Source organism: Escherichia sp. TC-EC600-tetX4 (assembly GCF_019356055.1).
Lineage (GTDB): Bacteria > Pseudomonadota > Gammaproteobacteria > Enterobacterales > Enterobacteriaceae.
In genome coordinates this window covers 1,620,468-1,643,395 of the sequence record NZ_CP079924.1, presented here as the reverse complement: position 1 = coordinate 1,643,395, position 22,928 = coordinate 1,620,468, and the positions used below count along the sequence as shown (strand labels likewise).

At 50.5% G+C, this 22,928-nt stretch carries 19 protein-coding genes; 5 read left to right on the top strand and 14 right to left on the bottom strand.

What is annotated here, in order from left to right; translation table 11 throughout:
- Positions 1–216: 216 nt before the first annotated feature.
- The 6 genes from mglC to folE all read right to left on the bottom strand — a co-directional run bounded on the left by mglC (position 217) and on the right by folE (position 7,126).
- On the bottom strand, positions 217–1,227 hold the full coding sequence (mglC, locus tag KXD89_RS07820; protein ID WP_001275118.1) for a galactose/methyl galactoside ABC transporter permease MglC: 1,011 nt from the start codon (positions 1,225–1,227) through the stop codon (positions 217–219).
- A gap of 15 nt (positions 1,228–1,242) precedes the next feature.
- On the bottom strand, positions 1,243–2,763 hold the full coding sequence (mglA, locus tag KXD89_RS07815; protein ID WP_000255039.1) for a galactose/methyl galactoside ABC transporter ATP-binding protein MglA: 1,521 nt from the start codon (positions 2,761–2,763) through the stop codon (positions 1,243–1,245).
- Positions 2,764–2,823: 60 nt separating this feature from the next.
- Positions 2,824–3,822, bottom strand: coding sequence for a galactose/glucose ABC transporter substrate-binding protein MglB (mglB, locus tag KXD89_RS07810; protein ID WP_001036964.1), 999 nt, complete (start codon positions 3,820–3,822; stop codon positions 2,824–2,826).
- A 279-nt stretch (positions 3,823–4,101) separates the two neighbouring features.
- Positions 4,102–5,142 carry an HTH-type transcriptional regulator GalS gene (galS, locus tag KXD89_RS07805; protein WP_000628648.1) on the bottom strand — a complete coding sequence of 347 codons (1,041 nt, stop codon included), beginning with the start codon at positions 5,140–5,142 and terminating at the stop codon, positions 4,102–4,104.
- A gap of 141 nt (positions 5,143–5,283) precedes the next feature.
- The gene (gene yeiB, locus KXD89_RS07800; RefSeq protein WP_000440926.1) at positions 5,284–6,441 is read right to left on the bottom strand and encodes a DUF418 domain-containing protein YeiB; all 1,158 of its coding nucleotides are present in this window, start codon (positions 6,439–6,441) and stop codon (positions 5,284–5,286) included.
- A 16-nt stretch (positions 6,442–6,457) separates the two neighbouring features.
- Entirely contained in the window at positions 6,458–7,126 is a 669-nt protein-coding gene (gene folE / locus KXD89_RS07795) for a GTP cyclohydrolase I FolE (protein ID WP_001139613.1), read from the bottom strand.
- A 257-nt stretch (positions 7,127–7,383) separates the two neighbouring features.
- Between folE and yeiG the strand changes: the two genes are divergently transcribed.
- The gene (gene yeiG / locus KXD89_RS07790; protein WP_000425438.1) at positions 7,384–8,220 is read left to right on the top strand and encodes an S-formylglutathione hydrolase; all 837 of its coding nucleotides are present in this window, start codon (positions 7,384–7,386) and stop codon (positions 8,218–8,220) included.
- 31 nt (positions 8,221–8,251) lie between these two features.
- Here yeiG and cirA read toward each other — a convergent pair whose 3' ends face one another.
- The 3 genes from cirA to yieE form a co-directional block, all read right to left on the bottom strand.
- Positions 8,252–10,243 (bottom strand): catecholate siderophore receptor CirA, encoded by a 1,992-nt coding sequence (gene cirA, locus KXD89_RS07785; protein ID WP_000489247.1) that lies wholly within the window; start codon positions 10,241–10,243, stop codon positions 8,252–8,254.
- Positions 10,244–10,536: 293 nt separating this feature from the next.
- On the bottom strand, positions 10,537–12,006 hold the full coding sequence (gene lysP, locus KXD89_RS07780) for a lysine-specific permease (protein ID WP_000253273.1): 1,470 nt from the start codon (positions 12,004–12,006) through the stop codon (positions 10,537–10,539).
- 204 nt (positions 12,007–12,210) lie between these two features.
- On the bottom strand, positions 12,211–13,092 hold the full coding sequence (gene yieE / locus KXD89_RS07775) for a DNA-binding transcriptional regulator YeiE (RefSeq protein WP_000548294.1): 882 nt from the start codon (positions 13,090–13,092) through the stop codon (positions 12,211–12,213).
- 98 nt (positions 13,093–13,190) lie between these two features.
- Between yieE and KXD89_RS07770 the strand changes: the two genes are divergently transcribed.
- From KXD89_RS07770 to KXD89_RS07760, 3 genes are all read left to right on the top strand, one after another.
- Complete coding sequence (locus KXD89_RS07770; RefSeq protein ID WP_000182053.1) at positions 13,191–14,240, top strand: YeiH family protein; 1,050 nt, start codon at positions 13,191–13,193, stop codon at positions 14,238–14,240.
- A 73-nt stretch (positions 14,241–14,313) separates the two neighbouring features.
- Positions 14,314–15,171 carry a deoxyribonuclease IV gene (gene nfo / locus KXD89_RS07765; protein WP_000873894.1) on the top strand — a complete coding sequence of 286 codons (858 nt, stop codon included), beginning with the start codon at positions 14,314–14,316 and terminating at the stop codon, positions 15,169–15,171.
- 2 nt (positions 15,172–15,173) lie between these two features.
- The gene (locus KXD89_RS07760; RefSeq protein WP_001065016.1) at positions 15,174–16,262 is read left to right on the top strand and encodes a sugar kinase; all 1,089 of its coding nucleotides are present in this window, start codon (positions 15,174–15,176) and stop codon (positions 16,260–16,262) included.
- A gap of 106 nt (positions 16,263–16,368) precedes the next feature.
- Here KXD89_RS07760 and KXD89_RS07755 read toward each other — a convergent pair whose 3' ends face one another.
- Positions 16,369–17,619, bottom strand: a complete 1,251-nt coding sequence (locus tag KXD89_RS07755; RefSeq protein ID WP_000382966.1) for a NupC/NupG family nucleoside CNT transporter — start codon at positions 17,617–17,619, stop codon at positions 16,369–16,371.
- 99 nt (positions 17,620–17,718) lie between these two features.
- Positions 17,719–18,660, bottom strand: a complete 942-nt coding sequence (gene rihB / locus KXD89_RS07750) for a ribosylpyrimidine nucleosidase (protein WP_000415429.1) — start codon at positions 18,658–18,660, stop codon at positions 17,719–17,721.
- Positions 18,661–18,789: 129 nt separating this feature from the next.
- On the opposite strand from rihB, the gene KXD89_RS07745 reads away from it, so the two are divergent.
- A complete protein-coding gene (locus KXD89_RS07745) occupies positions 18,790–19,488 on the top strand; it encodes a transcriptional regulator YeiL (RefSeq protein WP_000658575.1) in 699 nt (232 codons plus the stop codon).
- A 70-nt stretch (positions 19,489–19,558) separates the two neighbouring features.
- Here the strand turns inward: KXD89_RS07745 and KXD89_RS07740 are convergent, their stop codons facing one another.
- The 3 genes from KXD89_RS07740 to KXD89_RS07730 all read right to left on the bottom strand — a co-directional run bounded on the left by KXD89_RS07740 (position 19,559) and on the right by KXD89_RS07730 (position 22,770).
- Positions 19,559–20,809, bottom strand: a complete 1,251-nt coding sequence (locus KXD89_RS07740; RefSeq protein ID WP_000353878.1) for a NupC/NupG family nucleoside CNT transporter — start codon at positions 20,807–20,809, stop codon at positions 19,559–19,561.
- A 93-nt stretch (positions 20,810–20,902) separates the two neighbouring features.
- Positions 20,903–21,841: a pseudouridine-5'-phosphate glycosidase gene (gene psuG, locus KXD89_RS07735; protein ID WP_001292460.1), complete on the bottom strand. Its 939-nt coding sequence runs from the start codon at positions 21,839–21,841 to the stop codon at positions 20,903–20,905.
- Entirely contained in the window at positions 21,829–22,770 is a 942-nt protein-coding gene (locus KXD89_RS07730; protein WP_001208118.1) for a pseudouridine kinase, read from the bottom strand. Before KXD89_RS07730 ends, psuG begins: the two co-directional genes overlap by 13 nt.
- Positions 22,771–22,928 lie beyond the last annotated feature (158 nt).

The window sequence follows — 22,928 nt, the reverse complement described above, 5'->3', positions numbered from 1 at the left end:
TCCTGTCGCCGGATGCGGCTTGAACGCCTTATCCGGCCTACAAAACCATACAAATCAGTATGTTGAGCTTATTGTAGGCCGGATAAAACGCGCCAGCGTTGCATCCGGCATTTGGCTCCTGTTGCCGGATGCGGCGTGAACGCCTTATCCGGCCTACAAAACCACACAGATCATGATGTTATGTGCGTTTATGACCGAATGCGGACCACATTCACATCATTTCTTACGCGCGTATTTCAGTGAATCCAGCGCTACGGCGAAGATAATAATCGCCCCTTTGATGATGTACTGCCAGTATGGGTTTACGCCGATATACGTCAGGCCATAGTTGATGACGGTAAAAATAATTACCCCGGTCACCACGCCAATCACCGTCCCCACACCGCCGCTGAACGATACACCGCCTACCACGCACGCCGCGATAGCATCCAGCTCATACATAAAGCCGAGGTTGTTGGTGGCAGAGCCGATACGTCCGGCTTCTAACATCCCGCCAAAGGCATAGAACACGCCAGACAACGCGTAGATCATCAGCAGGTTCAGGCCGACGTTGACACCAGATACTTTTGCCGCTTCCGGGTTACCGCCAATGGCAAAAATGTTCTTACCGAAGCGGGTTTTGTTCCACAACACCCAGACGAACGCCACCGCAATCAACGCGTAGAAGGTGATGTAAGAGAGACGGAAACTCCCCAGCGCGACAAAGCCCTGAGCAAAGGTAGAGAAGCCACTGTCAAAACCAGAAATTGGCGACGCCCCGACAAAGTCGTAATAGAGCGAGTTGATGCCATAGACGATGATCATCGTGCCGAGCGTGGTAATGAACGGCGTCACGTTGAGATAAGCGATAATCAGACCGTTGATCAAACCGATCACCGCACCAATGGCACAGACAATCAGAATAACCAGCGCAATCGGCATCGTCGCCATTTCCGGGAACACTTTGTTGGCGTTATCCATGGACTGCAATAATGTCGCAGCCACCACTGCCGCCAGCCCTACCTGACGACCAGCAGAAAGATCGGTCCCCTGGGTGACAATTAACCCTGCCACACCGAGCGCGATAATAATACGCACCGATGACTGGGTGAGAATATTACTTAAGTTCAACAGACTTAAAAATGTTGGGTCCTGGAAAATAATAATCGCCAGCAAAACTAAAAGAACGACGTAAATACCGCCCTCTTTCAGGTAAGTAAGAAAACTTTTCTTATTTAACGCACTCATGGGAAGCCCCTAATCTTAAAGGTGCAAAGACGCAAGACGCAGAATTTCGTTTTGCGTTGTTGTTTTTGTATCGACAATTCCGGAAACGAGACCATTGCTCATGACCAGAATACGGTCTGTTATCCCTAACAACTCAGGCATTTCAGAGGAGATAATAATAATCCCCTTGCCTTTCTTCGCCAGTTCGGCAATTAACTGATAAATTTCAAACTTCGCCCCGACATCAATACCGCGCGTCGGTTCATCGAGCATTAATATTTCTGGTTGCGTTAGTAGCCAGCGACCAATAATCACCTTTTGCTGATTACCACCGGAGAGCGAACCAATTTGCGTCCGATGACCCGGCGTTTTTACCCGCATCGAATCAATCACCCACTGGGTATCGCTTTTCATCCGCGAGTTATCCAGTAAACCAACTTTATTTTTGTAGTTGCGAATATTGGAAATTAACGAGTTAAAACCAATATCCAGATAGGCATAAATTCCCGTTGAGCGGCGCTCCTCAGTTACCAGTGCAAATCCATGGTTTATGGCTTCGTTGGCATTATGGTTATTGATCTGTTTGCCGTGCAACGTTATGGTGCCAGCCGATTTCTCGCGAATACCAAATAACGTCTCAACAATATCGGTACGTTTCGCCCCCACCAGACCGGCAATACCGAGGATCTCCCCTTTATGCAGATCAAACGAGACATCGCGAATCGACGGCTGGCGCAGTGACGTCAGGTTACGTACCTCGAGGATGACTTCGCCCGGTTTGTTTTCTTTGTCAGGGAAACGCTGGTTAAGAGAACGCCCAACCATCATGGCGATGATCTTGTCCATCGTCAGTCCTGCCAGCGGTTCGGTGGCGATCCACTGACCGTCGCGCAATACGGTAACTTCATCACATAACTGGAAGATTTCTTCCATTTTATGCGAGATATAAACAATACCGCAGCCGCGCTCTTTTAATTTACGAATAATAGTGAACAGATGATTGACCTCTTTTTCGGTTAACGAAGAAGTCGGTTCATCCATAATCACAATTTTCGCGTTATAGGAAAACGCTTTGGCGATTTCGATCATCTGCATTTGCGAAACGGATAATGTGCCGACGCGCGCACGCGGATCGATATCAATATCCAGTTCGTCAAAAATCGCTTTGGTTTCGCGGTACATTTTGTCCTGATCGACAAACATGCCTTTGGTGGGATATCGCCCCAGCCACATGTTATCCATCACCGAACGTTGTAATACCAGGTTTAACTCCTGGTGTACCATCGAAATACCATTTTCCAGGGCTTCTTTTGCAGAATGGAAATCGATCTCTTTACCCTGGAATAAAATGGTGCCGGAGTCTTTTTGATAAATACCAAACAGGCATTTTAATAATGTCGATTTTCCTGCACCGTTTTCCCCCATTAATGCATGGATAGAATGTGGCCGGACTTTTAAATTAACGTTATCAAGTGCCTTAACACCAGGAAAGGACTTGTTGATACCGCTCATTTCCAACAAGTATTCCCCGGAGGACGGAGTCGTTGAGCTGACCATATAATTTTACCTTGTTGGCCATACAATAAGGGCGCAGTAATAGACTGCGCCCAATCAGTCTTATTTCTTGCTGAATTCAGCCAGGTTGTCTTTATCTACGCCAACATAAGGTACGCGGACCACTTTGTTGTCGATTTTCCAGTTGGTGCCATCAGCCGCACCTTTACCATCGGCCAGGTTTTTCGCCAGATCAAAGGTCGCTTTCGCCTGGTTGTTAGCATCGTTCAGTACGGTGCCCGCCAGTGCACCGGATTTCACCAGCGCCAGCGCTTCTGGCAGCGCATCGACGCCAAACACCGGAATGCTGGACTTGTTGTGTGCTTTCAGCGCTTCAACCGCGCCCATTGCCATCGCATCGTTGTTGGCGATAACCACTTCGATTTTGTTGGCGTTCGGGCCAGACAGCCAGGCGTCCATCTTATCTTTCGCCTGAGCGGTGTCCCACATTGCGGTATCTAACTGTAACTGTTCAGTTTTGATGCCTTTATCGTTCAATTCTTTAATCACGTAAGTGGTACGTGCTTCTGCATCCGGATGGCCCGGTTCACCTTTCAGCAGTACGAACTGAATCTGACCGTCTTTGTTCAGATCCCAACCCTGATTCGCCGCCCAGTGTTTAGCAATCAAATCGCCTTGAATAATGCCGGACTCTTTGGAGTCAGTGCCAACGTAGTAGGCTTTGTCGTAGCTATCCAGCGCCTTACGAGACGGTTCTTTGTTGAAGAAAACCACCGGCACGTTTTGCCCACGCGCTTTCTCAATCACCGTACCCGCAGCTGCCGGGTCAACCAGGTTGATTGCCAGTGCCTTCACCCCTTTCGCCAGCAATACGTCGATCTGATCGTTCTGCTTGGACTGGTCATTCTGAGAATCATTCATCAGCAGCTGAACATCTGGCGCGGCTTTCGCATCTTGCTCAATAGCCTTGCGCACTACAGACATAAAGTTATCGTCGTACTTATAGATTGTTACACCAATGCGAGTATCAGCAGCGTGTGCAGCGGCACCGAATAACATGCTGGCCATCACAGCAGACAGGGTTAACACCTTCTTATTCATGGTATCTCCGGTTTTTCTTATGCAGGGTAGTGCTTGAGATAAATGCTCGGCGGGGCAGTAGAGTTAATGAAGTGTTACTGAACGCCGAAGCTCACTTTTTAAAATTCGTTCTTCCATGCCCGGTAACGCTCCAGAAAACGGCTTTAATTGTTGTTATGACGCTGTTACCTCGGCAAAAGTGATTATTCACTGTTACATACGGGTTACAACGTTAAAACGGTGCAATCATAGCTATCACATTGTTAAGATACTGTGAAATCACTCACAGATTGAAAGCGGTTACATCGCCTGATTTGTTGAGTTAGTGATCGCCGCCGCATTCTGGCGTGTTGCGACAGAATGGCGACGCACTAACGTCGGCATAAAACAGTGGCTGGCACGAGGATCAATATTGCCTGCTGCCCCCTGCAAGGCCAGTTCGGTGGCTAATTTCGCCATTGAAGCAATGGGATAACGCACGGTCGTTAATTGCGGGTCGGTGTAACGGGCGATGGGAATATCATCGAAACCGATGATTGAGAGATGTAACGGAATCGCAATGCCATTATCTTTTAATGCTGTCAGTGCGCCAGCGGCCATATTGTCGTTATAAGCAAATACAGCGGTAAGTTGTAGATTGCGCCCCAGCAGTTCAACCATCGCCGCCTCACCGCCCGGCATGTCCGGCGTACCAGCGCCAATCCAGCTTTCCGGCGGAATAATATCCTGCTCTTTCAACGCACTCATCCAGCCTGCTTTACGCATGGCGTCATCTTCAATGCCGTGGCTGGAAGAAAGATAACCAATACGTTGATGACCGTTATTCAGCAACATGCGCGTCGCCATTCGGGCACCGCTGAGATTATCCAGGCAAACGCAACGATGGGCGTACCCCGGCACAACGCGGTTGATTAACACCATACCGGGAATGTTATCCATAAATTGCGCCAGTTCATCGTCACTCAATGCTTTTGAGTGAACAATCAACGCATTACAACGCTGGCGAATTAACACCTCAATGGCGTGACGCTCTTTTTCCGCTTCATGATAGCTATTGCCGATTAGCACGTATTTCTGATGCTGCTGAGCGACCAGATCCACCGCTTTTACCAGCGCGCCGAAAAACGCATCAGAAACGTCCATCACCACCACGCCAATGGTGTCGCTAACCTGAGTTGCCAGCGCCTGGGCATTGGCGTTTGGCCGATAATCCAGCTCACTCACGGCTTTCATTACTGCTTCACGCGTGTCGGCACTGACCAGCGTGCTGTTATTGAGCACCCGGGAAACCGTTGCCACAGAGACGCCAGCCTGACGCGCTACATCACGAATGGTGATCATATTCACTACCTGTTATGAGATTGCAGTAAATGACTGCTTGCTGGCGGCTATTTTGTCAGCACTGAATACAGGACTTCGTGAATCGAGTCACAGCAATGGAAACGGTTACAGCCGTTTTGTTAACGAATGTGATCCAGATCGTTATCTTGATGTTTTAGATATTGCCGGTCCGGCAGCACGCAAAGTTAACTGACGCCAGAGCCATTCCACCGGCCCCTGGCGGAAGTAACGCAGCCAGATAACAGAGAAGAGGATATTCGCCAGCCATACCGGAATAACAAACGCCAGCAGCTCCAGGCGGTCAAAATGCATAAACAAACCGAGGTGGTAAAAAAGCGTGGTACAAATCAGCGTTTGCAATAGATAGTTGGTCAGCGCCATCCGTCCGACGCAGGCGATCGCAAGCACCAGCTTAAAGCGGCTCAATTGCGGCCAGAAGCCATAAAACAGCGACGCATAGCCAATCGCCTGAAACGGCGCACTCAGTTCCCGCGGCATTTGAAGTAAGAAGGCACACCAGCGATACGCCCAGTCCAGCTGCCATTGCAGGGCGATGGCAGGAAGGTTAATGGTCACCCCAATCGCCACCAGCACAAAACCAGTACGACGATAGTGACGTAAGCTGAACTGCCCTTTCAGCCAGCCGCTGCGCATCAGCGCCGCACCAATGAGCATCATCCCTGCCAGTTGCCAGCCATACTGTGCGCCCAGTGCCAGTAAACTGTTGCCAACACCATCGGCACGATTACTGATCGCTTCAACGCCGCCGTGAAGCTTCCAGTATTTTTCATACAAAATAGCCGATGCATCCGGCGTCCAGGCGCGGCTGGTCTGGCTGTCGGAAATCAGCCCCAATAACAGCAAAACGCCAAGCCCCACCAGATAAAGCATGACGCCTGTATTAAACAGGCTTTTTACCGATGGCGCATCGCGCACCAGCCGCCAGCAGATTAAGCCCACCAGCCCGTAAGCCAGCAAAATATCGCCGTCCCAGAACAATAAACCGTGAATAAAGCCCAACAAGACTAACAGCGTTAACCGCGACTGGATCCAGCGTCTGCCACGGGGCAGCAACATTTGCAGGCCCGCACCAAACAGTAGCGCAAAAAGCGTGAGGAATTTCACCTGGCCGATGAGATCAAGAAATGCCCAAGTCCATGCATCCCGCGGCGTAATAGCACCGTACCAGGCGGGATTGAGATAAGCCGCCTTTGGTAGCCCAAAGGCGCTGATGTTTAATAGCAGGATCCCCAGAATGGCGACGCCGCGAACAAAATCGAGCGTGACGTTGCGCTCCATGGTTCCTGCCTTTTAATCAGTTGTGATGACGCACAGCGCGCAGAAACTCGTGGCGCGTATTCTGACTGGATTTGAACAATCCACCAAGAGAGGTCGTTGTCGTGGCACTGGTTGCATCGCGGATGCCACGCGCCTTCACGCAGTAATGCACCGCGTCGATCGAGACAGCCACGTTATTGGTGCCCAGCAGCGTTTGTAGCGCAATAAGAATTTGCTGCGTCAGACGTTCCTGCACCTGCGGACGCTGGGCAAAGAACTGCACAATGCGGTTAATTTTTGACAGACCGATCACCGAATCTTTCGGGATATAGGCCACCGTCGCTTTGCCATCGATGGTAACAAAATGGTGTTCACAGGTGCTGGTCAGAGTGATATCGCGCACGGTGACCATTTCATCGACCTTCATTTTGTTTTCAATGAGGGTGATTTTCGGGAAATTGGCGTAATCCAGACCGGAGAAAATTTCATCGACATACATTTTAGCGATGCGATGCGGCGTTTCCATCAAACTGTCATCAGCCAGGTCGAGATTCAGCAGCTGCATGATTTCGGTCATATGACCAGCAATAAGGCTTTTGCGCGTTTCGTTATCCATTTCATGCACGGGCGGGCGCAGCGGTGTTTCCAGTCCTCGCGCAACTAACGCTTCATGAACCAGGGCCGCTTCTTTACTGAGTGATGGCATTTATGATTTCTCCTGCAGGTGTGACGCCTCCGCCCTGCGTGGGGGCAAAGTTATTAAGCTGATTTACAGCCTGATTATTGTGCGTGAGGCGGCGCACATAATCCAGTATTCACAGCGATAATTATTGTAATTGCCGCTGCCTTTCATCAGCAGATGTTAAAACATCGTTATGCAAATACGGAAGTGAAAGTTACTCACAGCACATTGAATAAACGGTATGATGAAGAAATTGCAAACAACACAACAAGGAGCCACGCATGGAAATGCTCGAAGAGCACCGCTGTTTTGAAGGCTGGCAGCAACGCTGGCGACACGACTCCAGTACCTTAAACTGCCCGATGACGTTCAGTATCTTTCTCCCTCCACCTCGTGATCACACTCCGCCACCAGTGCTGTACTGGCTTTCCGGATTAACCTGCAATGACGAGAACTTCACCACCAAGGCGGGTGCCCAGCGGGTAGCGGCGGAACTGGGGATTGTACTGGTGATGCCAGACACCAGCCCGCGCGGCGAAAAGGTTGCCAACGACGATGGCTACGATTTAGGCCAGGGCGCAGGCTTTTATCTTAATGCCACGCAACCGCCGTGGGCGACGCATTACCGGATGTATGATTATCTGCGCGATGAATTACCGGCGCTGGTTCAGTCGCAATTTAATGTCAGCGACCGCTGCGCCATTAGCGGTCACTCAATGGGTGGTCACGGTGCGCTGATTATGGCGCTGAAAAATCCGGGTAAATACACCAGCGTTTCGGCCTTTGCGCCAATTGTGAATCCGTGCAGCGTCCCGTGGGGAATCAAAGCGTTTAGCAGCTATTTAGGTGAGGACAAAAATGCATGGCTGGAATGGGACAGTTGCGCACTGATGTATGCCAGTAACGCGCAGGATGCGATCCCGACGCTTATCGATCAGGGCGATAATGATCAGTTTCTTGCCGACCAGTTGCAACCTGCGGTACTGGCAGAAGCCGCGCGCCAGAAAGCGTGGCCGATGACGCTGCGTATTCAGCCGGGATATGATCACAGTTACTACTTCATCGCCTCTTTTATAGAGGATCACCTGCGCTTCCATGCGCAGTATTTACTGAAGTGAAAGTCCGCCCGGTTCGCCGGGCATCTTCTCATCAGAAGCGATAATCCACTGCCATAAAGTAACGACGTCCGTCTTCGTTATAGCTGTAGTCGTCACGACTGAGATCCTTGTCGCCAAGGTTCAGCACGCCTGCGCGCAGTTTGACGTCTTTAGTCACCTGCCAGGCCGCGCCGGTATTCCAGATGGTATAACCGCCCGGTGTTTTAGCCGTCGCGCTGTCGGCGCGTTTCTGCCCGGTATAGTGCCCAGAAACATAGAATGACCAGTCTTCCAGCGCCAGCGGTTTCCAGTCCAGCGTACCGTTAGCAGTATGGAACGGCAGATCGGATAGCGGTTTGTTTTCGCCGTTGCTGACATCACGACCATCGTTGTAGGTGTAGTTGATCGACAGTTTCCATTCATCGTTGAACGGAATTTTCAGTTCGGTTTCCACGCCCTGAATACGAGCTTTGTTAACGTTGTAGTAGCTAAATACCGGTATGCGCCGTCCGTTAGCGCCCGTCTCAAAACCAACAAAGTTTTGGTAGCCCGGTGCAGCGTTGACGTCAGACGTACGGCTGATGCTGATACGATCTTTCACATCGTTACGGAAAACGGTAACGCTGGATTCAACCCCTTCCAGCCAGCCTTCTTCACCCATGTAGTAAAGCCCCAGCTCCCAACTTTCGCTGGTTTCTGGTTTCAGATCCGGGCTACCCACAATCTTACATGCGCCACGGCAGGAATTGCTCGTCCAGTCAGGGCTAAGTTGCAACAGAGAAGGTGCTTTAAATGCCGTCGCCCAGCCCCCTTTCACCGTTACGGTGTCGGTGGCGTTATAAACCAGGTAGGCACGCGGACTCCAGTGTTCACCGTAGGTTTCGTGATCGTCCATACGCACGCCGGTCGTCAGCGCCAGCGGCTCGAAGATCCGCCATTCATCTTCCACAAACAGCGCGTACTGGCTGGCAGACGTTTTGGAGCTGGTTCCCCCGGTCAGGTTCACCGCATCGCTAAGTTTGTCGTGACGCCATTCACCGCCAACCGTGAGAAACTGATTAATCGCCGTCAGCGGCAACGTGTATTTGCCGTCGACCGTATTGCTTTCGGAAGTTATCGGGCTGCTGTTGCCAGGGTTTTTGTTCTCGACTTTCTCACCGTAGTATTTCAGTTCGCTGGTGCCGTAATCCCAACGCCCATTATGGCTGACGGAGTAGTTCTGGCGTTCCAGGCGGTTTTTGTCCAGCGAGTCGGAATCACGATCCTGACGGTCGAAACCGTATCCGGCAGTAAAATCGTGATTTTGATTCGGTGTCCAGGCAAATTCGACATTGCCGTCGCGGCTGGAGAATCCTTCAATACGCGGCGTTTCTCCGGTATCGGTGGTCGTTGAGTTTTGCGGGTCATCCTTTTCACGTTTTGCCAGGCTGCCGTAAGCTTTCATTCCCAGCACACCATCAATTAATGGTCCACTGGTAAAGAACTGACCGTTATAGGTGTCACCGCGATCGCGATGTTCCTGAATGGTGGTATCGACGGTAACGGTACCCGACCATTTCTGACCGATTTTTTTGGTGATGATATTCACTACACCGCCGAGCGCATCGGAACCGTACAGCGACGACATCGGGCCACGGACCACTTCAATACGTTCGATGGAATCGACCGGGATCCAGTTCAGATCGAAATCATTGTGGCGGAAGACGGCATTGCGGGAGTTCACGCGTTTACCGTCGACGAGAATCAGGGTATAGCTGCTGTCCAGACCACGAATACTAACGCCCTTACGGTTATCCCCTTCGTTCGTCAGTTGTACGCCAGGCACTTCTTTGAGGACATCCTTCAGATTCTGTACCGGTTTTCGCTGCAGGTCTTCCTGGGTAATGACGCTGATACTGGCAGGTGCATCTTTAAGATTTTGTTCCACGGAAGATGCAGTGACAACCATCGTTTCGCCATCATCATCGACCGCTAACACAGGCCATGCACAAGAAATAGCGGACAAACACAGCCCGACCCGTACGAAAGGGTTCAACCTAAACATTCCATATCTCCATGAGGTAACTACGAAAATAAAATGGGTTATCGCTCACATCTTCTTCACGTCCCCTTGCGTACGGCAGCATCGCGGTGGACTTATTTTTTATGCAGGTGATCATCCCAGAAAGCCGGAACAGCCTCTGATTTGTCAGCCTTTTTTGATTGCGGCGTAACGATAATGCAAACGATAACAATTATCAATCCAAATGTTAAATTTTATATCCGCATGATTTGTCAGGGAAATGGAATTGAAAAAGCCCTCTCGGTTGAGAGGGCTTAGCAAGGAAGGGAGGAAACTTATTTCTTATCGTTCTGCGGGAACTTCATTTCGCTGTAGCGTACGAAGTGAGTTCCTTTAATCAGCTTGTAGCCGAACCAAATAATCAGGAACAGCGGGATACCAATATACGTTGCCGCTACGCCGCCCCAGTCAATAGTATCTTTCAGGAACGCTTCGTAGTTCTGGCCCAAAGTGATAATCAGACACAGAATGAATGCGAAGATCGGCCCCAGTGGGAAGAAACCTGAACGGTACGGCAGATCGTTAATGTCGTGTCCCTGCAATACGTAACCGCGACGGAAGCGATAGTGGCTAATGGCAATCCCCAGCCAGGCGATAAAACCCGTCATCCCGGAGGTGTTCAGCAGCCACAGGTATACCGTCTGGTTGCCAAACATGGAGGTCAGGAAGCACAGACCGGCAATCACCGTCGTCGCATACAGCGCATTACGCGGCACGCCACCACGCGACAGTTTAGCGAAAATGCGCGGCGCTTTACCGTCACACGCCAGGGTGTACAGCATACGAGTAGACGCATACATACCGGAGTTACCCGCTGACAGCACCGCCGTCAGAATAACTGCGTTCATCACCGCCGCCGCAGAGAGCAGACCCGCGTGCTGGAACACCAGGGTGAACGGACTAACGCTGATGTCTTTAACATCGTTACGCAGCAGGCTCGGATCGGTGTACGGAATAATCAGGCTGATAATCAGGATCGCGAACACATAGAACAACAGGATTCGCCAGAACACCTGACGTACCGCGCGTGGAATGTTTTTCGCCGGATCTTCGGACTCGCCTGCAGCAATACCGATCAGCTCGGTTCCCTGGAAAGAGAAGCCGACAATCATAGCTACGCCGATCATCGCCGCAAAACCACCAGCAAACGGCGCTTCGCCGATTGTCCAGTTGCTCCAGCCCGCAGGCTGCGCGCCTTTGAAGATACCGATAATCATCAGCACGCCAACGATGATAAAGACAATAACTGTCGTGACTTTGATCAGTGAGAACCAGTATTCCGCTTCACCAAAGCCACGAACTGAGATGTAGTTCAGCAGGAAGATAACGCCGAGGAACAACGCACTCCAGATCCAGCCCGGTGTATCCGGGAACCACCAGCTCATGACCAGCTGAGCTGCAACCAGGTCAACGGCGATAGTCACCGCCCAGTTGTACCAGTAGTTCCAGCCCAGCGCGAAGCCAAAGCCTTCTTCAACATAGTTCTGACCGTAAGTGGCAAACGAACCGGAAACCGGCATATATGCAGCCAGTTCACCGAGACTGGTCATCAGGAAGTAAACCATCAGGCCAATCAGCATATACGAGAGCAATGCCCCGCCCGGACCTGCCTGAGAAATCGTTGCGCCAGAGGCAACAAAAAGACCTGTACCGATGGAACCGCCAATGGCAATCATCGTCAGGTGACGCGCCTTTAATTCACGGCGTAAGCCCGGCGCTTCTGTGGTTTTAGTTTCGGAAACCATACAAAAATGCTATCCATCTTAAAAATGAGGCGCGATTGTAGCAGACGATTGGCAATCCTTCCGGCAGAAATACACGGTTATAAGACACCTTCATGATCGCCCAGGGATTATAAGTAAAGCAGCCAATCTCTTTTCTGGCGAATGCATGCTGAAGGCGCTGCGTCACGAAATCGACACAGCACCAGCATGTTCTTGTACAGCAACTTAACGCGGCACATTTGCGGGATCGCAATAGTCCAGAAAGCGCCGTAGCGCGTTGGAAAGGTGTTTTTGCCGATGATGTATACGCCACAACGTACGCATCAGGCGCGGCAGAGGGACCGCAACTTCACTTAATGTGCCTGCCTGCAATTGATCTTCAATCACACGTCGCGACAGGCAACTAATTCCCAACCCATGACGCACCGCATGTTTGATTGCCTCGGAGTTACCTAATTCCATCGCCATCTCAAACTTCGGTAAATGTGACAGCAACAGATAATCGACAATCTCCCGCGTGCCGGAACCGCGTTCACGCAGGATCCACGGCGCAGCGGCCAGCTGTTCTAAGGTGACCGGACCACGGGCCAACGGCGAAGTCGGCGCGGCGAAAACCACCAGCTCGTCTTCCAGCCACGGTTCAGAAATGATTTCAGTGCTGTGGCACGGTCCTTCAATAAAGCCAATATCAACGCGGAAATCCAGCACCGCTTGCATCACGTCCTGGCTATTCCCAACGCTAAGTTCAATCGGCAACTGCGGATAATCATGGCGATAACGGGCGATAACTGCAGGCAGAATGTAGTTACCGATGGTACTACTGGCATAGATACGAATCGCGCCGTTGTCTTCGCGAAACAGTTGTTCGATTTCAACCGCCTGTTCAAGCAATGCCAACGCACGCGGATAGAGCAGCCGCCCGTGTTCATTAACAACCAGTCTTTTCCCCACGCGATCAAACAGTTGCACGCCAAGCTGCCCTTCCAGGTCGGTCAAGGCTGCGCTCACTGCTGATTGCGACAACGCCAGCATCACCGACGCCTGGGTGGTTGATCCACTTTTCAATACTTCTGCAAAAACTTCCAACTGCCGGAGGGTGATGTGCATAGTCGCTTACCACTTATAAAGATTAATTATAAATATATAATCAATTTTATTTTTAAACCAGTTAGTCGTAACCTTATGCCCGGTTAAAGGAGAGGGTTATGACGAATATCACCTTACAGAAACAACATCGTACACTGTGGCATTTTATTCCGGGGTTAGCCCTGAGTGCAGTTATCACCGGGGTCGCCCTGTGGGGTGGTTCCATTCCCGCGGTTGCGGGTGCCGGGTTTAGTGCCCTCACCCTCGCAATCTTGTTGGGGATGGTTTTAGGCAACACCATCTATCCGCACATCTGGAAAAGCTGTGACGGTGGTGTGCTGTTTGCCAAGCAATATTTATTACGTCTGGGTATCATTCTTTATGGCTTCCGTCTGACGTTCTCGCAAATTGCCGATGTCGGTATCAGTGGGATCATCATTGACGTGTTGACGCTGTCCAGTACCTTCCTGCTGGCTTGCTTCCTGGGGCAGAAAGTGTTTGGTCTGGATAAGCACACCAGCTGGTTGATCGGTGCCGGTAGCAGTATCTGTGGTGCTGCCGCGGTACTGGCGACTGAGCCGGTAGTGAAAGCGGAAGCCAGTAAAGTAACCGTGGCTGTTGCAACCGTTGTTATCTTCGGGACCGTCGCGATTTTCCTCTACCCGGCGATATATCCGCTGATGTCTCAATGGTTTAGTCCGGAAACTTTCGGTATCTACATTGGTTCTACTGTGCACGAAGTGGCGCAGGTGGTGGCGGCAGGTCATGCCATCAGCCCGGATGCGGAAAACGCAGCAGTTATTTCCAAAATGCTGCGCGTGATGATGCTGGCTCCGTTCCTCATCCTGCTGGCGGCGCGTGTTAAACAGCTGTCTGGGGCGAACAGCGGCGAGAAAAGCAAAATCACTATTCCGTGGTTTGCCATCTTGTTCATCGTAGTTGCCATCTTTAACTCGTTCCACCTGTTACCGCAGAGCGTGGTGAACATGCTGGTAACGCTGGATACCTTCCTGCTGGCAATGGCGATGGCGGCGCTGGGTCTGACCACTCACGTCAGCGCGCTGAAAAAAGCTGGGGCGAAACCTCTGCTGATGGCACTGGTACTGTTTGCCTGGCTGATTGTTGGTGGTGGTGCGATTAACTATGTGATTCAAAGCGTCATCGCATAAACCACTACATCTTGCTCCTGTTAACCCGCTATCATTACCGTTTTCCTCCAGCGGGTTTAACAGGAGTCCTCGCATGAAATACATTGGAGCGCACGTTAGTGCTGCTGGCGGTCTGGCAAATGCCGCAATTCGCGCCGCCGAAATCGACGCAACCGCGTTTGCCTTGTTCACCAAAAACCAACGTCAGTGGCGTGCCGCACCGCTCACGACGCAAACCATCGATGAATTCAAAGCCGCCTGTGAAAAATATCACTACACATCGGCGCAAATTCTTCCCCACGACAGTTATCTGATTAACCTCGGACATCCGGTCACTGAAGCTCTGGAAAAATCGCGCGATGCCTTTATAGATGAAATGCAGCGTTGCGAACAGCTGGGGCTTTCTTTGCTCAACTTCCACCCTGGCAGCCATCTGATGCAGATTTCAGAAGAGGATTGCCTTGCGCGTATTGCCGAATCCATCAACATTGCGCTGGATAAAACTCAAGGTGTGACAGCGGTGATAGAAAACACCGCCGGTCAGGGCAGTAACTTAGGGTTTAAATTCGAACATCTCGCGGCGATTATCGACGGCGTGGAAGATAAATCCCGCGTCGGCGTCTGCATTGATACCTGCCATGCTTTCGCTGCCGGGTATGATTTGCGTACTCCAGCCGAATGCGAGAAAACATTCGCGGATTTTGCCCGTACTGTCGGCTTTAAGTATCTGCGCGGGATGCACCTTAACGATGCGAAAAGCACCTTTGGCAGCCGCGTTGACCGCCATCATAGCCTCGGTGAAGGCAATATCGGTCATGATGCGTTCCGCTGGATCATGCAGGACGACCGTTTCGACGGCATTCCGCTGATCCTCGAAACCATCAACCCGGATATCTGGGCAGAAGAGATCGCCTGGCTGAAAGCGCAACAAACTGAAAAAGCGGTAGCCTGAAGATGAATAACCGGGAAAAGGAGATCCTTGCAATTTTACGGCGTAACCCGCTGATTCAGCAGAACGAAATTGCGGACATGCTGCAAATCAGCCGTTCGCGCGTTGCGGCGCATATTATGGATTTAATGCGCAAAGGCCGGATTAAAGGCAAAGGTTACATTCTCACCGAGCAGGAATACTGCGTAGTGGTGGGGACAATCAATATGGATATTCGCGGGATGGCGGATATCCGTTACCCGCAATCGGCTTCTCATCCCGGTACAATTCATTGCTCAGCGGGCGGCGTGGGACGCAACATCGCCCACAATCTGGCGCTGTTAGGCCGTGACGTCCATTTGCTTTCAGTGATTGGCGATGACTTTTATGGCGAAATGCTCCTGGAAGAAACGCGCCGTGCCGGCGTGAATGTCTCCGGCTGCGTTCGTTTGCATGGTCAAAGCACATCGACGTATCTGGCAATTGCCAATCGAGACGATCAAACCGTGCTGGCGATTAACGATACCCATCTGCTGGAACAGTTGACACCGCAACTACTGAACGGGTCGCGCGATTTACTTCGTCATGCGGGCGTGGTACTGGCTGATTGCAACCTGACAGCCGAGGCGCTGGAATGGGTCTTTACCCTCGCTGATGAAATCCCGGTGTTTGTCGATACCGTTTCAGAATTCAAAGCGGGCAAAATCAAACACTGGCTGGCGCATATTCACACCCTGAAACCCACTTTACCGGAGCTGGAAATTTTATGGGGACAGGCGATCACCAGCGATGCTGACCGTAATACCGCAGTGAATGCATTGCATCAGCAAGGTGTTCAGCAACTGTTTGTTTATTTGCCCGATGAGTCAGTTTATTGCAGCGAAAAGGATGGAGAACAATTTTTGCTGACCGCGCCAGCGCATACGACAGTAGACAGTTTTGGTGCTGACGATGGTTTTATGGCGGGCCTGGTATATAGCTTTCTTGAAGGATACAGTTTCCGCGACAGCGCCCGTTTTGCGGTAGCCTGCGCGGCAATTTCGCGCGCCAGCGGCAGCTTAAACAACCCTACCCTGTCTGCCGATAACGCGCTTTCATTAGTGCCAATGGTGTAACAATGTTGCCGGATGCGACGCTTAACGCGTCTTATCCGGCCTACAAATCAGGCAATTTCAGCAAGTAAATGTAGGCCTGATAAGCTTGCGCATCAGGCAATGACACTCAAGCTAAACCAATAAAGAACCCGGCAATGGTCGCACTCATCAAGTTGGAAAGCGTCGCCGCCGCCAGCGCCCGTAAACCAAGCTGGGCGATTTCCGGCGCACGGTGTGGCGCAACCGCAGAAAACGCCCCCACCACCACCCCGATAGAACCAAAGTTAGCGAAACCGCACAACGCGAAGGAAATAATCGCCACAGTTTTAGCATCGAGAGTGCCAGCCGTTTGCAGATAGGGTGAGAAATTGAGATAAGCGACAAATTCATTTATTGCCAGTTTCTGTCCAATCAAACTCCCGGCAAGATTCGCATCACTCCAGTCCACACCCATCACCCACGCCAGTGGAGCCAGCAGGTAACCTAAAATGGACTCCAGCGAGGCATGTTCAAAACCAAACCAGCCACCAACGCCGCCGATAATACCGTTAATCAACGCAATTATTGCAACAAATGCCATCACCACTGTTGCCACACCTGCGGCGATTTTCAGCCCGGTCATTGCCCCTGTCGCAGCGGCTTCAATAATGCTTTTTGGCGGTGTTTCGGTGAAAGAGAGGTTATTAAAGGAAACCTGCGAAGATTCCGTTGCCGGGCTTAACAGGCGGGCAAACAAGATCCCGCCAGGGATCGCCATTAATGATGCCGCCAGCAGATATTCCACAGGCACGCCCAGTGCGGCGTAACCAATCATTGTCGAACCAGCAATCGAGGCCATGCCACTACAAATCGCTGTAAATAATTCATTGCGATTCAGACGATCGATAAAGGGTTTGACGATTGCCGGAATTTCGTTTTGCCCGAGGAAAATGGTGGTGACCGCGACGAATGACTCGATCTTGCTGATATTTAATGCTTTCTGGAAGATACCGCCGAGAATTCGAATTAAAATCCCCATCACACCGATGTAGTAGAGAATACTCACCAGCGCGGTGACGAAGATAATTGCCGGTAACACCCTGAAACCAAAGATAAATCCTGCACCATCAAATAAGGTATCCATTTTCGGTCCGACCAGAGAACCGAAGATAAATGCGCTACCCGCGTCGCTGTACGCCATCACTTTATGCACGCCAAAAGCGACTTTTTCAGCGACCCAACGCCCTGGCGGTAACCAAAGCATAATGCCGCCAATCACGACCTGTAACACTAACGCCGCGCCAACGGTACGCAGGCTGATCTTCTTCTTGTTTACTGACAGTAAAAACGCAATCGTCAGCAATACCACCATTCCCAGAACACTTCTCATGACATCCATAGTGATTATCTCTTCATGTCATATTGGGCGACGGCTTTCTGCCCATCAGAAATAGCCAGGCCTGCATCTTGCGATACCGGCCCGGCTTGTTATCAACACTTAATGGGTTTTGATGTAGCCGCGCACGCACTCTTCGACTAATCCCCAGAACCAGTCTGTATCAATAGTGATGCCGACTTTGGTATTGGCGGGCTTGCCAAGAACGCCCAGCTCGTCGCAGACGGTACGCCCATAGCAAGGGCCACTGTTGACGTCCACTTCGACGTACATCTCCTGGGTTTTAATGCCATCAGGGTTAATCAGATAACCGATGCAGGTGGCGTCGTGCACCGGGCCGCCAGCAAGGCCGTAGTTTTCGAACTGCGTTTTGAGAGTGAAGTTCATGATGTCGCTGAACAGCTCTCCGGCGGGGCCGCCTGCCCTTTCCATCCGAGCAATCACGTCCGGGGTGCAAACGGTCTGGTTGGTGAGATCGAGGCCCATCATCACTAATGGAACGCCGGAGGTGAACACTACGCGTGCGGCTTCCGGGTCGGCAAAGATGTTGAACTCGGCAGATGGCGTGAAGTTGCCTGTACCGTAAGCGCCGCCCATTAGCACAATTTCACGGATTTTGGGCAGGATCGCGGGTTGCATACGCATTGCCACCGCGATATTTGAAAGCGGACCAACCGGCACCAGAGTGATATCGCCATCGCTTGCCATCAGGGTATCAATGATATATTTCACCGCATGAGTGCTTTCTGCCTGGCGGGTCAGCGGCTCGAATACCGGGCCATCCAGTCCGGTTTCACCGTGAATATTATCGGCAACGATTTGTTGACGCATAATGGGCTGCGGCATCCCCGCATAAACCGGAACATTAATCTCCAGTTTCTGGCAAACATTCAGGCCATTAATTAATGTTTTATCAAGCGTCTGATTACCCGCTACAATAGTGATGCCTAATAAATCTATTGCCGGATGTTTCGCCGCCATCATTATAGCAATAGCATCATCATGACCCGGATCACAATCCAGAATAATTTTTCTCTTTTCCATTGTTTATTTCCTCTGTTTCCAGTTGCGTTATTTTTTCTACAGCAAAGAAAATTCGACCGGGCCGATGATTGAATCTTAACAACAGCGTACGTATGCTAAATATGAGAAATCTCATAGCGGATAAACATCGTGAAAGAAATCCACAATAATGATCTTAAGCAGCAATTGATGAGTGAATCCGCGTTTAAGGATTGCTTTTTAACGGATGTTTCAGCCGATACGCGGCTGTTTCATTTTTTAGCGCGTGACTACATTGTGCAGGAAGGGCAACAGCCGTCCTGGCTGTTTTACCTGACGCGAGGCCGCGCCAGGCTTTACGCCACGCTAGCTAATGGTCGCGTGTCGCTGATCGATTTCTTTGCCGCCCCCTGTTTTATTGGCGAGATTGAGTTAATCGATAAAGACCATGAACCGCGTGCGGTGCAGGCTATTGAAGAGTGTTGGTGCCTTGCGCTCCCTATGAAACATTACCGTCCGCTGTTATTAAACGACACGCTATTTTTACGAAAACTCTGCGTCACCTTAAGTCATAAAAATTATCGTAATATTGTTTCTTTAACTCAGAATCAATCATTTCCGTTAGTGAATCGCCTGGCAGCATTTATATTACTCTCGCAGGAAGGTGATCTTTATCACGAAAAGCATACGCAAGCGGCAGAGTATTTAGGCGTTTCTTATCGACATCTTTTATATGTTCTCGCGCAGTTCATTCACGACGGTTTATTAATTAAAAGCAAGAAAGGGTATCTCATTAAAAACAGAAAGCAGTTGTCAGGACTGGCGCTGGAGATGGACCCGGAGAATAAATTCTCCGGGATGATGCAGTAAAAATTATTTTCAATAGCGCGATTGCCGGATGCAACGCTTAATACGTTTTATCCGGTCTACAAATCGAGCATTACGCCAGACCAATAAAGAACCCGGCAATAGTCGCACTCATCAGGTTGGAAAGCGTTGCTGCTGCCAGCGCCCGTAAACCAAGCTGGGCGATTTCCGGCGCGCGTTTTGGCGAAATAGCCGAAAATGCGCCAACGACAACACCGATAGAACCAAAGTTAGCAAAACCACAAAGCGCAAAGGAGATAATCGCAATGGTTTTCACTTCCAGCGTGCCGCCCGTTTGCAGGTATGGGGAGAAACTCAGGTAAGCGACGAATTCGTTAATCGCCAGTTTCTGCCCAATCAGGCTACCCGCAAGATTGGCATCACTCCAGTCCACACCCATGATCCACGCCAGCGGTGCCAGCACATAGCCAAAAATACTTTCCAGAGAGGCATTGGCGAAACCAAACCAGCCGCCAATTCCGCCGATAATGCCGTTGATCAGCGCAATAATTGCGACAAACGCCATTACCACCGTCGCCACACCAGCGGCGATTTTTAGCCCGGTCATCGCACCGCTCGCCGCCGCTTCGATAAAGCTTTTTGGCGGCGTTTCGCTGAACGACAGATTTTCAAATGTGACCTGCGAAGGCTCGGTTGCCGGGCTAAGAATACGTGCAAACAAAATCCCGCCAGGGATCGCCATCAGCGATGCCGCTAACAGGTAGTCAATTGGTACGCCCATTCCGGCATAACCAATCATCATCGAACCAGCAATGGACGCCATCCCGCTACAAATTGCGGTAAACAACTCGTTGCGATTCATGCGATCGATAAACGGTTTAACGATCGCCGGGATCTCATTTTGCCCGAGGAAAATAGTAGTAACCGCAACAAAAGATTCGATTTTGCTGATGTTGAGGGCTTTCTGGAAAATGCTGCCAAGGATGCGAATCAGCAGCCCCATCACGCCAATGTAGTACAGCAGACTGATGAGCGCAGTAACGAAAATAATCGCCGGAAGTACGCGAAAGGCGAAGATAAAACCCGCACCGTCAAACAGGACATCCATTTTCGGCCCAACCAGCGAACCAAAAATGAAGGCGCTACCGGCATCACTGTAAGACATCACTTTATGAACGCCTAATGCCGCCTGTTCTACTGCCCATTTTCCCGGTGGGAAGTAGAGCATGATGCCACCAATAGCGATTTGCAGCAGCAGTGCGGCTCCAACCGTGCGCAAACTGATGCTCTTTTTATTCACTGACAACAGAAATGCTATTGCCAGTAACACCACCATCCCCACAACACTTCTCATTATATCCATAATGATTTTCCCTTCATGCCGGTAAACCCGGCGTCAGCGCCAGGTTTTGGTATGCTTGATGAGTACGGGCGACGGCTTTCTGCCCGTCAGAAATTAACCCGCGAGACGCTGATATTCTTTGGCAATTTCGCTCGCCAGAATGGCGTTGTTGAACACCAGCTGGATGTTGGATTTCAGGCTGTCACCGCCGGTCAGTTCAGCAACGCGCGCCAGCAGGAATGGCGTACTTTCTTTACCAATGACTCCCTGAGCTTCAGCTTCAGCTACCGCCTGATCGATCGCCGCATTGATAGTGTGTTCCGGCATAGCAAACTGTTCCGGGATCGGGTTCGCTACCACGAGGCCACCGTTCAGACCGCTTTGCCATTTCACCACCATTGCACGGGCAATTTCGCTGGCGCTGTCGAGACGAATGCTGACGTCAAACGGGCTGGTGCGGCAGAAAAACGCAGGCAGCGCTTTAGTCTGATAGCCAATTAACGGCACACCGAAGGTTTCTAAATACTCAGTGGTTAATCCTAAATCGAGAATAGATTTCGCCCCGGCACAAACAACGGTGACATTAGTATTTGCCAGTTCTTGCAAATCGGCAGAAATATCGAAGGTATGTTCCGCCCCGCGATGCACACCACCAATTCCCCCGGTGGCAAATACTTTAATTCCGGCAAGCGCCGCAATAATCATCGTTGAAGCCACAGTGGTTGCGCCATTTTTTCCGGCGGCAACAACAAAAGGTAAATCGCGACGACTAACTTTGGTCACGTTATGCCCTTCACGACCCAGTAATTCAATTTCTTCTTTGCTTAACCCCACTTTCATCACGCCGCCAATAATGGCGATCGTGGCAGGTACAGCGCCCTGTTTACGAATAGTTTCTTCAACTTCAATTGCGGTCTGGGCATTTTGTGGGAACGGCATCCCGTGAGAAATAATGGTCGATTCCAGCGCCACAACCGGTTTTTTGTTTTTTAAAGCGTCCTGCACTTCCGGGGAAATTTGTAATAATTCAGGGGAAATTTTTAATTCAGACATTCTGCGTTCTCCACTAACGATATAACGTTGGCAATCGATAAATCGGGGTTATTGGTGTATTCACAGGAGAGCGCCATTGACGAACATCCCTGTGCGAAACGAACAGATTCGGCAAACGGCATTCCGTCTACCCAACACGAAGCAAGTCCCGCCATCATGGCATCGCCCGCTCCGGTAACATTAATAACATTGGTTTTGATCGGCGCAGACCAGCCACTTTCACCGCTGATATCGCTGTAATAAACGCCGTCGCCGCCCATGCTCAATACCAGTCGGTTCAGGCCATGTTGATGGAACCAGGCAGCAACTTTTGCCACATCTTCACGCCCTGACAGCGCAATCCCACTCAGGGTTTCCGCTTCAAGGCGGTTTGGCTTGAGAGTGTGGATCTGATTTAGACGGTCGCGCACTTTGACACATTTCCATGCCGAAACCGGATCGACAAATACGGGTACGTTGGCGGCATTATCCAGAATCCATGCCAGTGCCTCTTCACTGATATTACAGTCCGCGACAATGACCTTTGCCCTCTGAATAAATTCACCGTGCTGTGCGAGATATTCAGCTGTAATAGCGTTGCTAATATTCATGTCATTTATAGCAACCAGCATTTCACCGGTATTATCGAGTAATGATAAATAACTCGACGTATTTTCTCCCGGCACAATCAGGCATTTATCGACATAAACGCCAGATTGATTGGTTTGCGTTAGCAGCGATTGACCATAAAAATCACTGCCTACGGCGCTCAGTAGCCAGGCTTTGTTACCCAGCAACGCCAGGTTTTGTGCAATATTGCGCCCTACTCCACCAGGCGTAAATTTTATTTTACCTGGATTTGAATCCGCATAATTTAATGATTCATGTGAATATCCGGCGACATCAATATTCGCCGAACCTATAATTACGACATAATCCTTTTCGCGCATAGCACGTCCTCTGGTAAAAAATTACCAACCCTGTCAATCCACAAGAATATAGATACTGCAAAGACGGTTTAAACATGTGTTCATATTTAAACATGTGCTCATAGTATGCATGTTTTACGTAAAGTAAATTACCGCCAGAGAGGCAAAATGGGCAGATT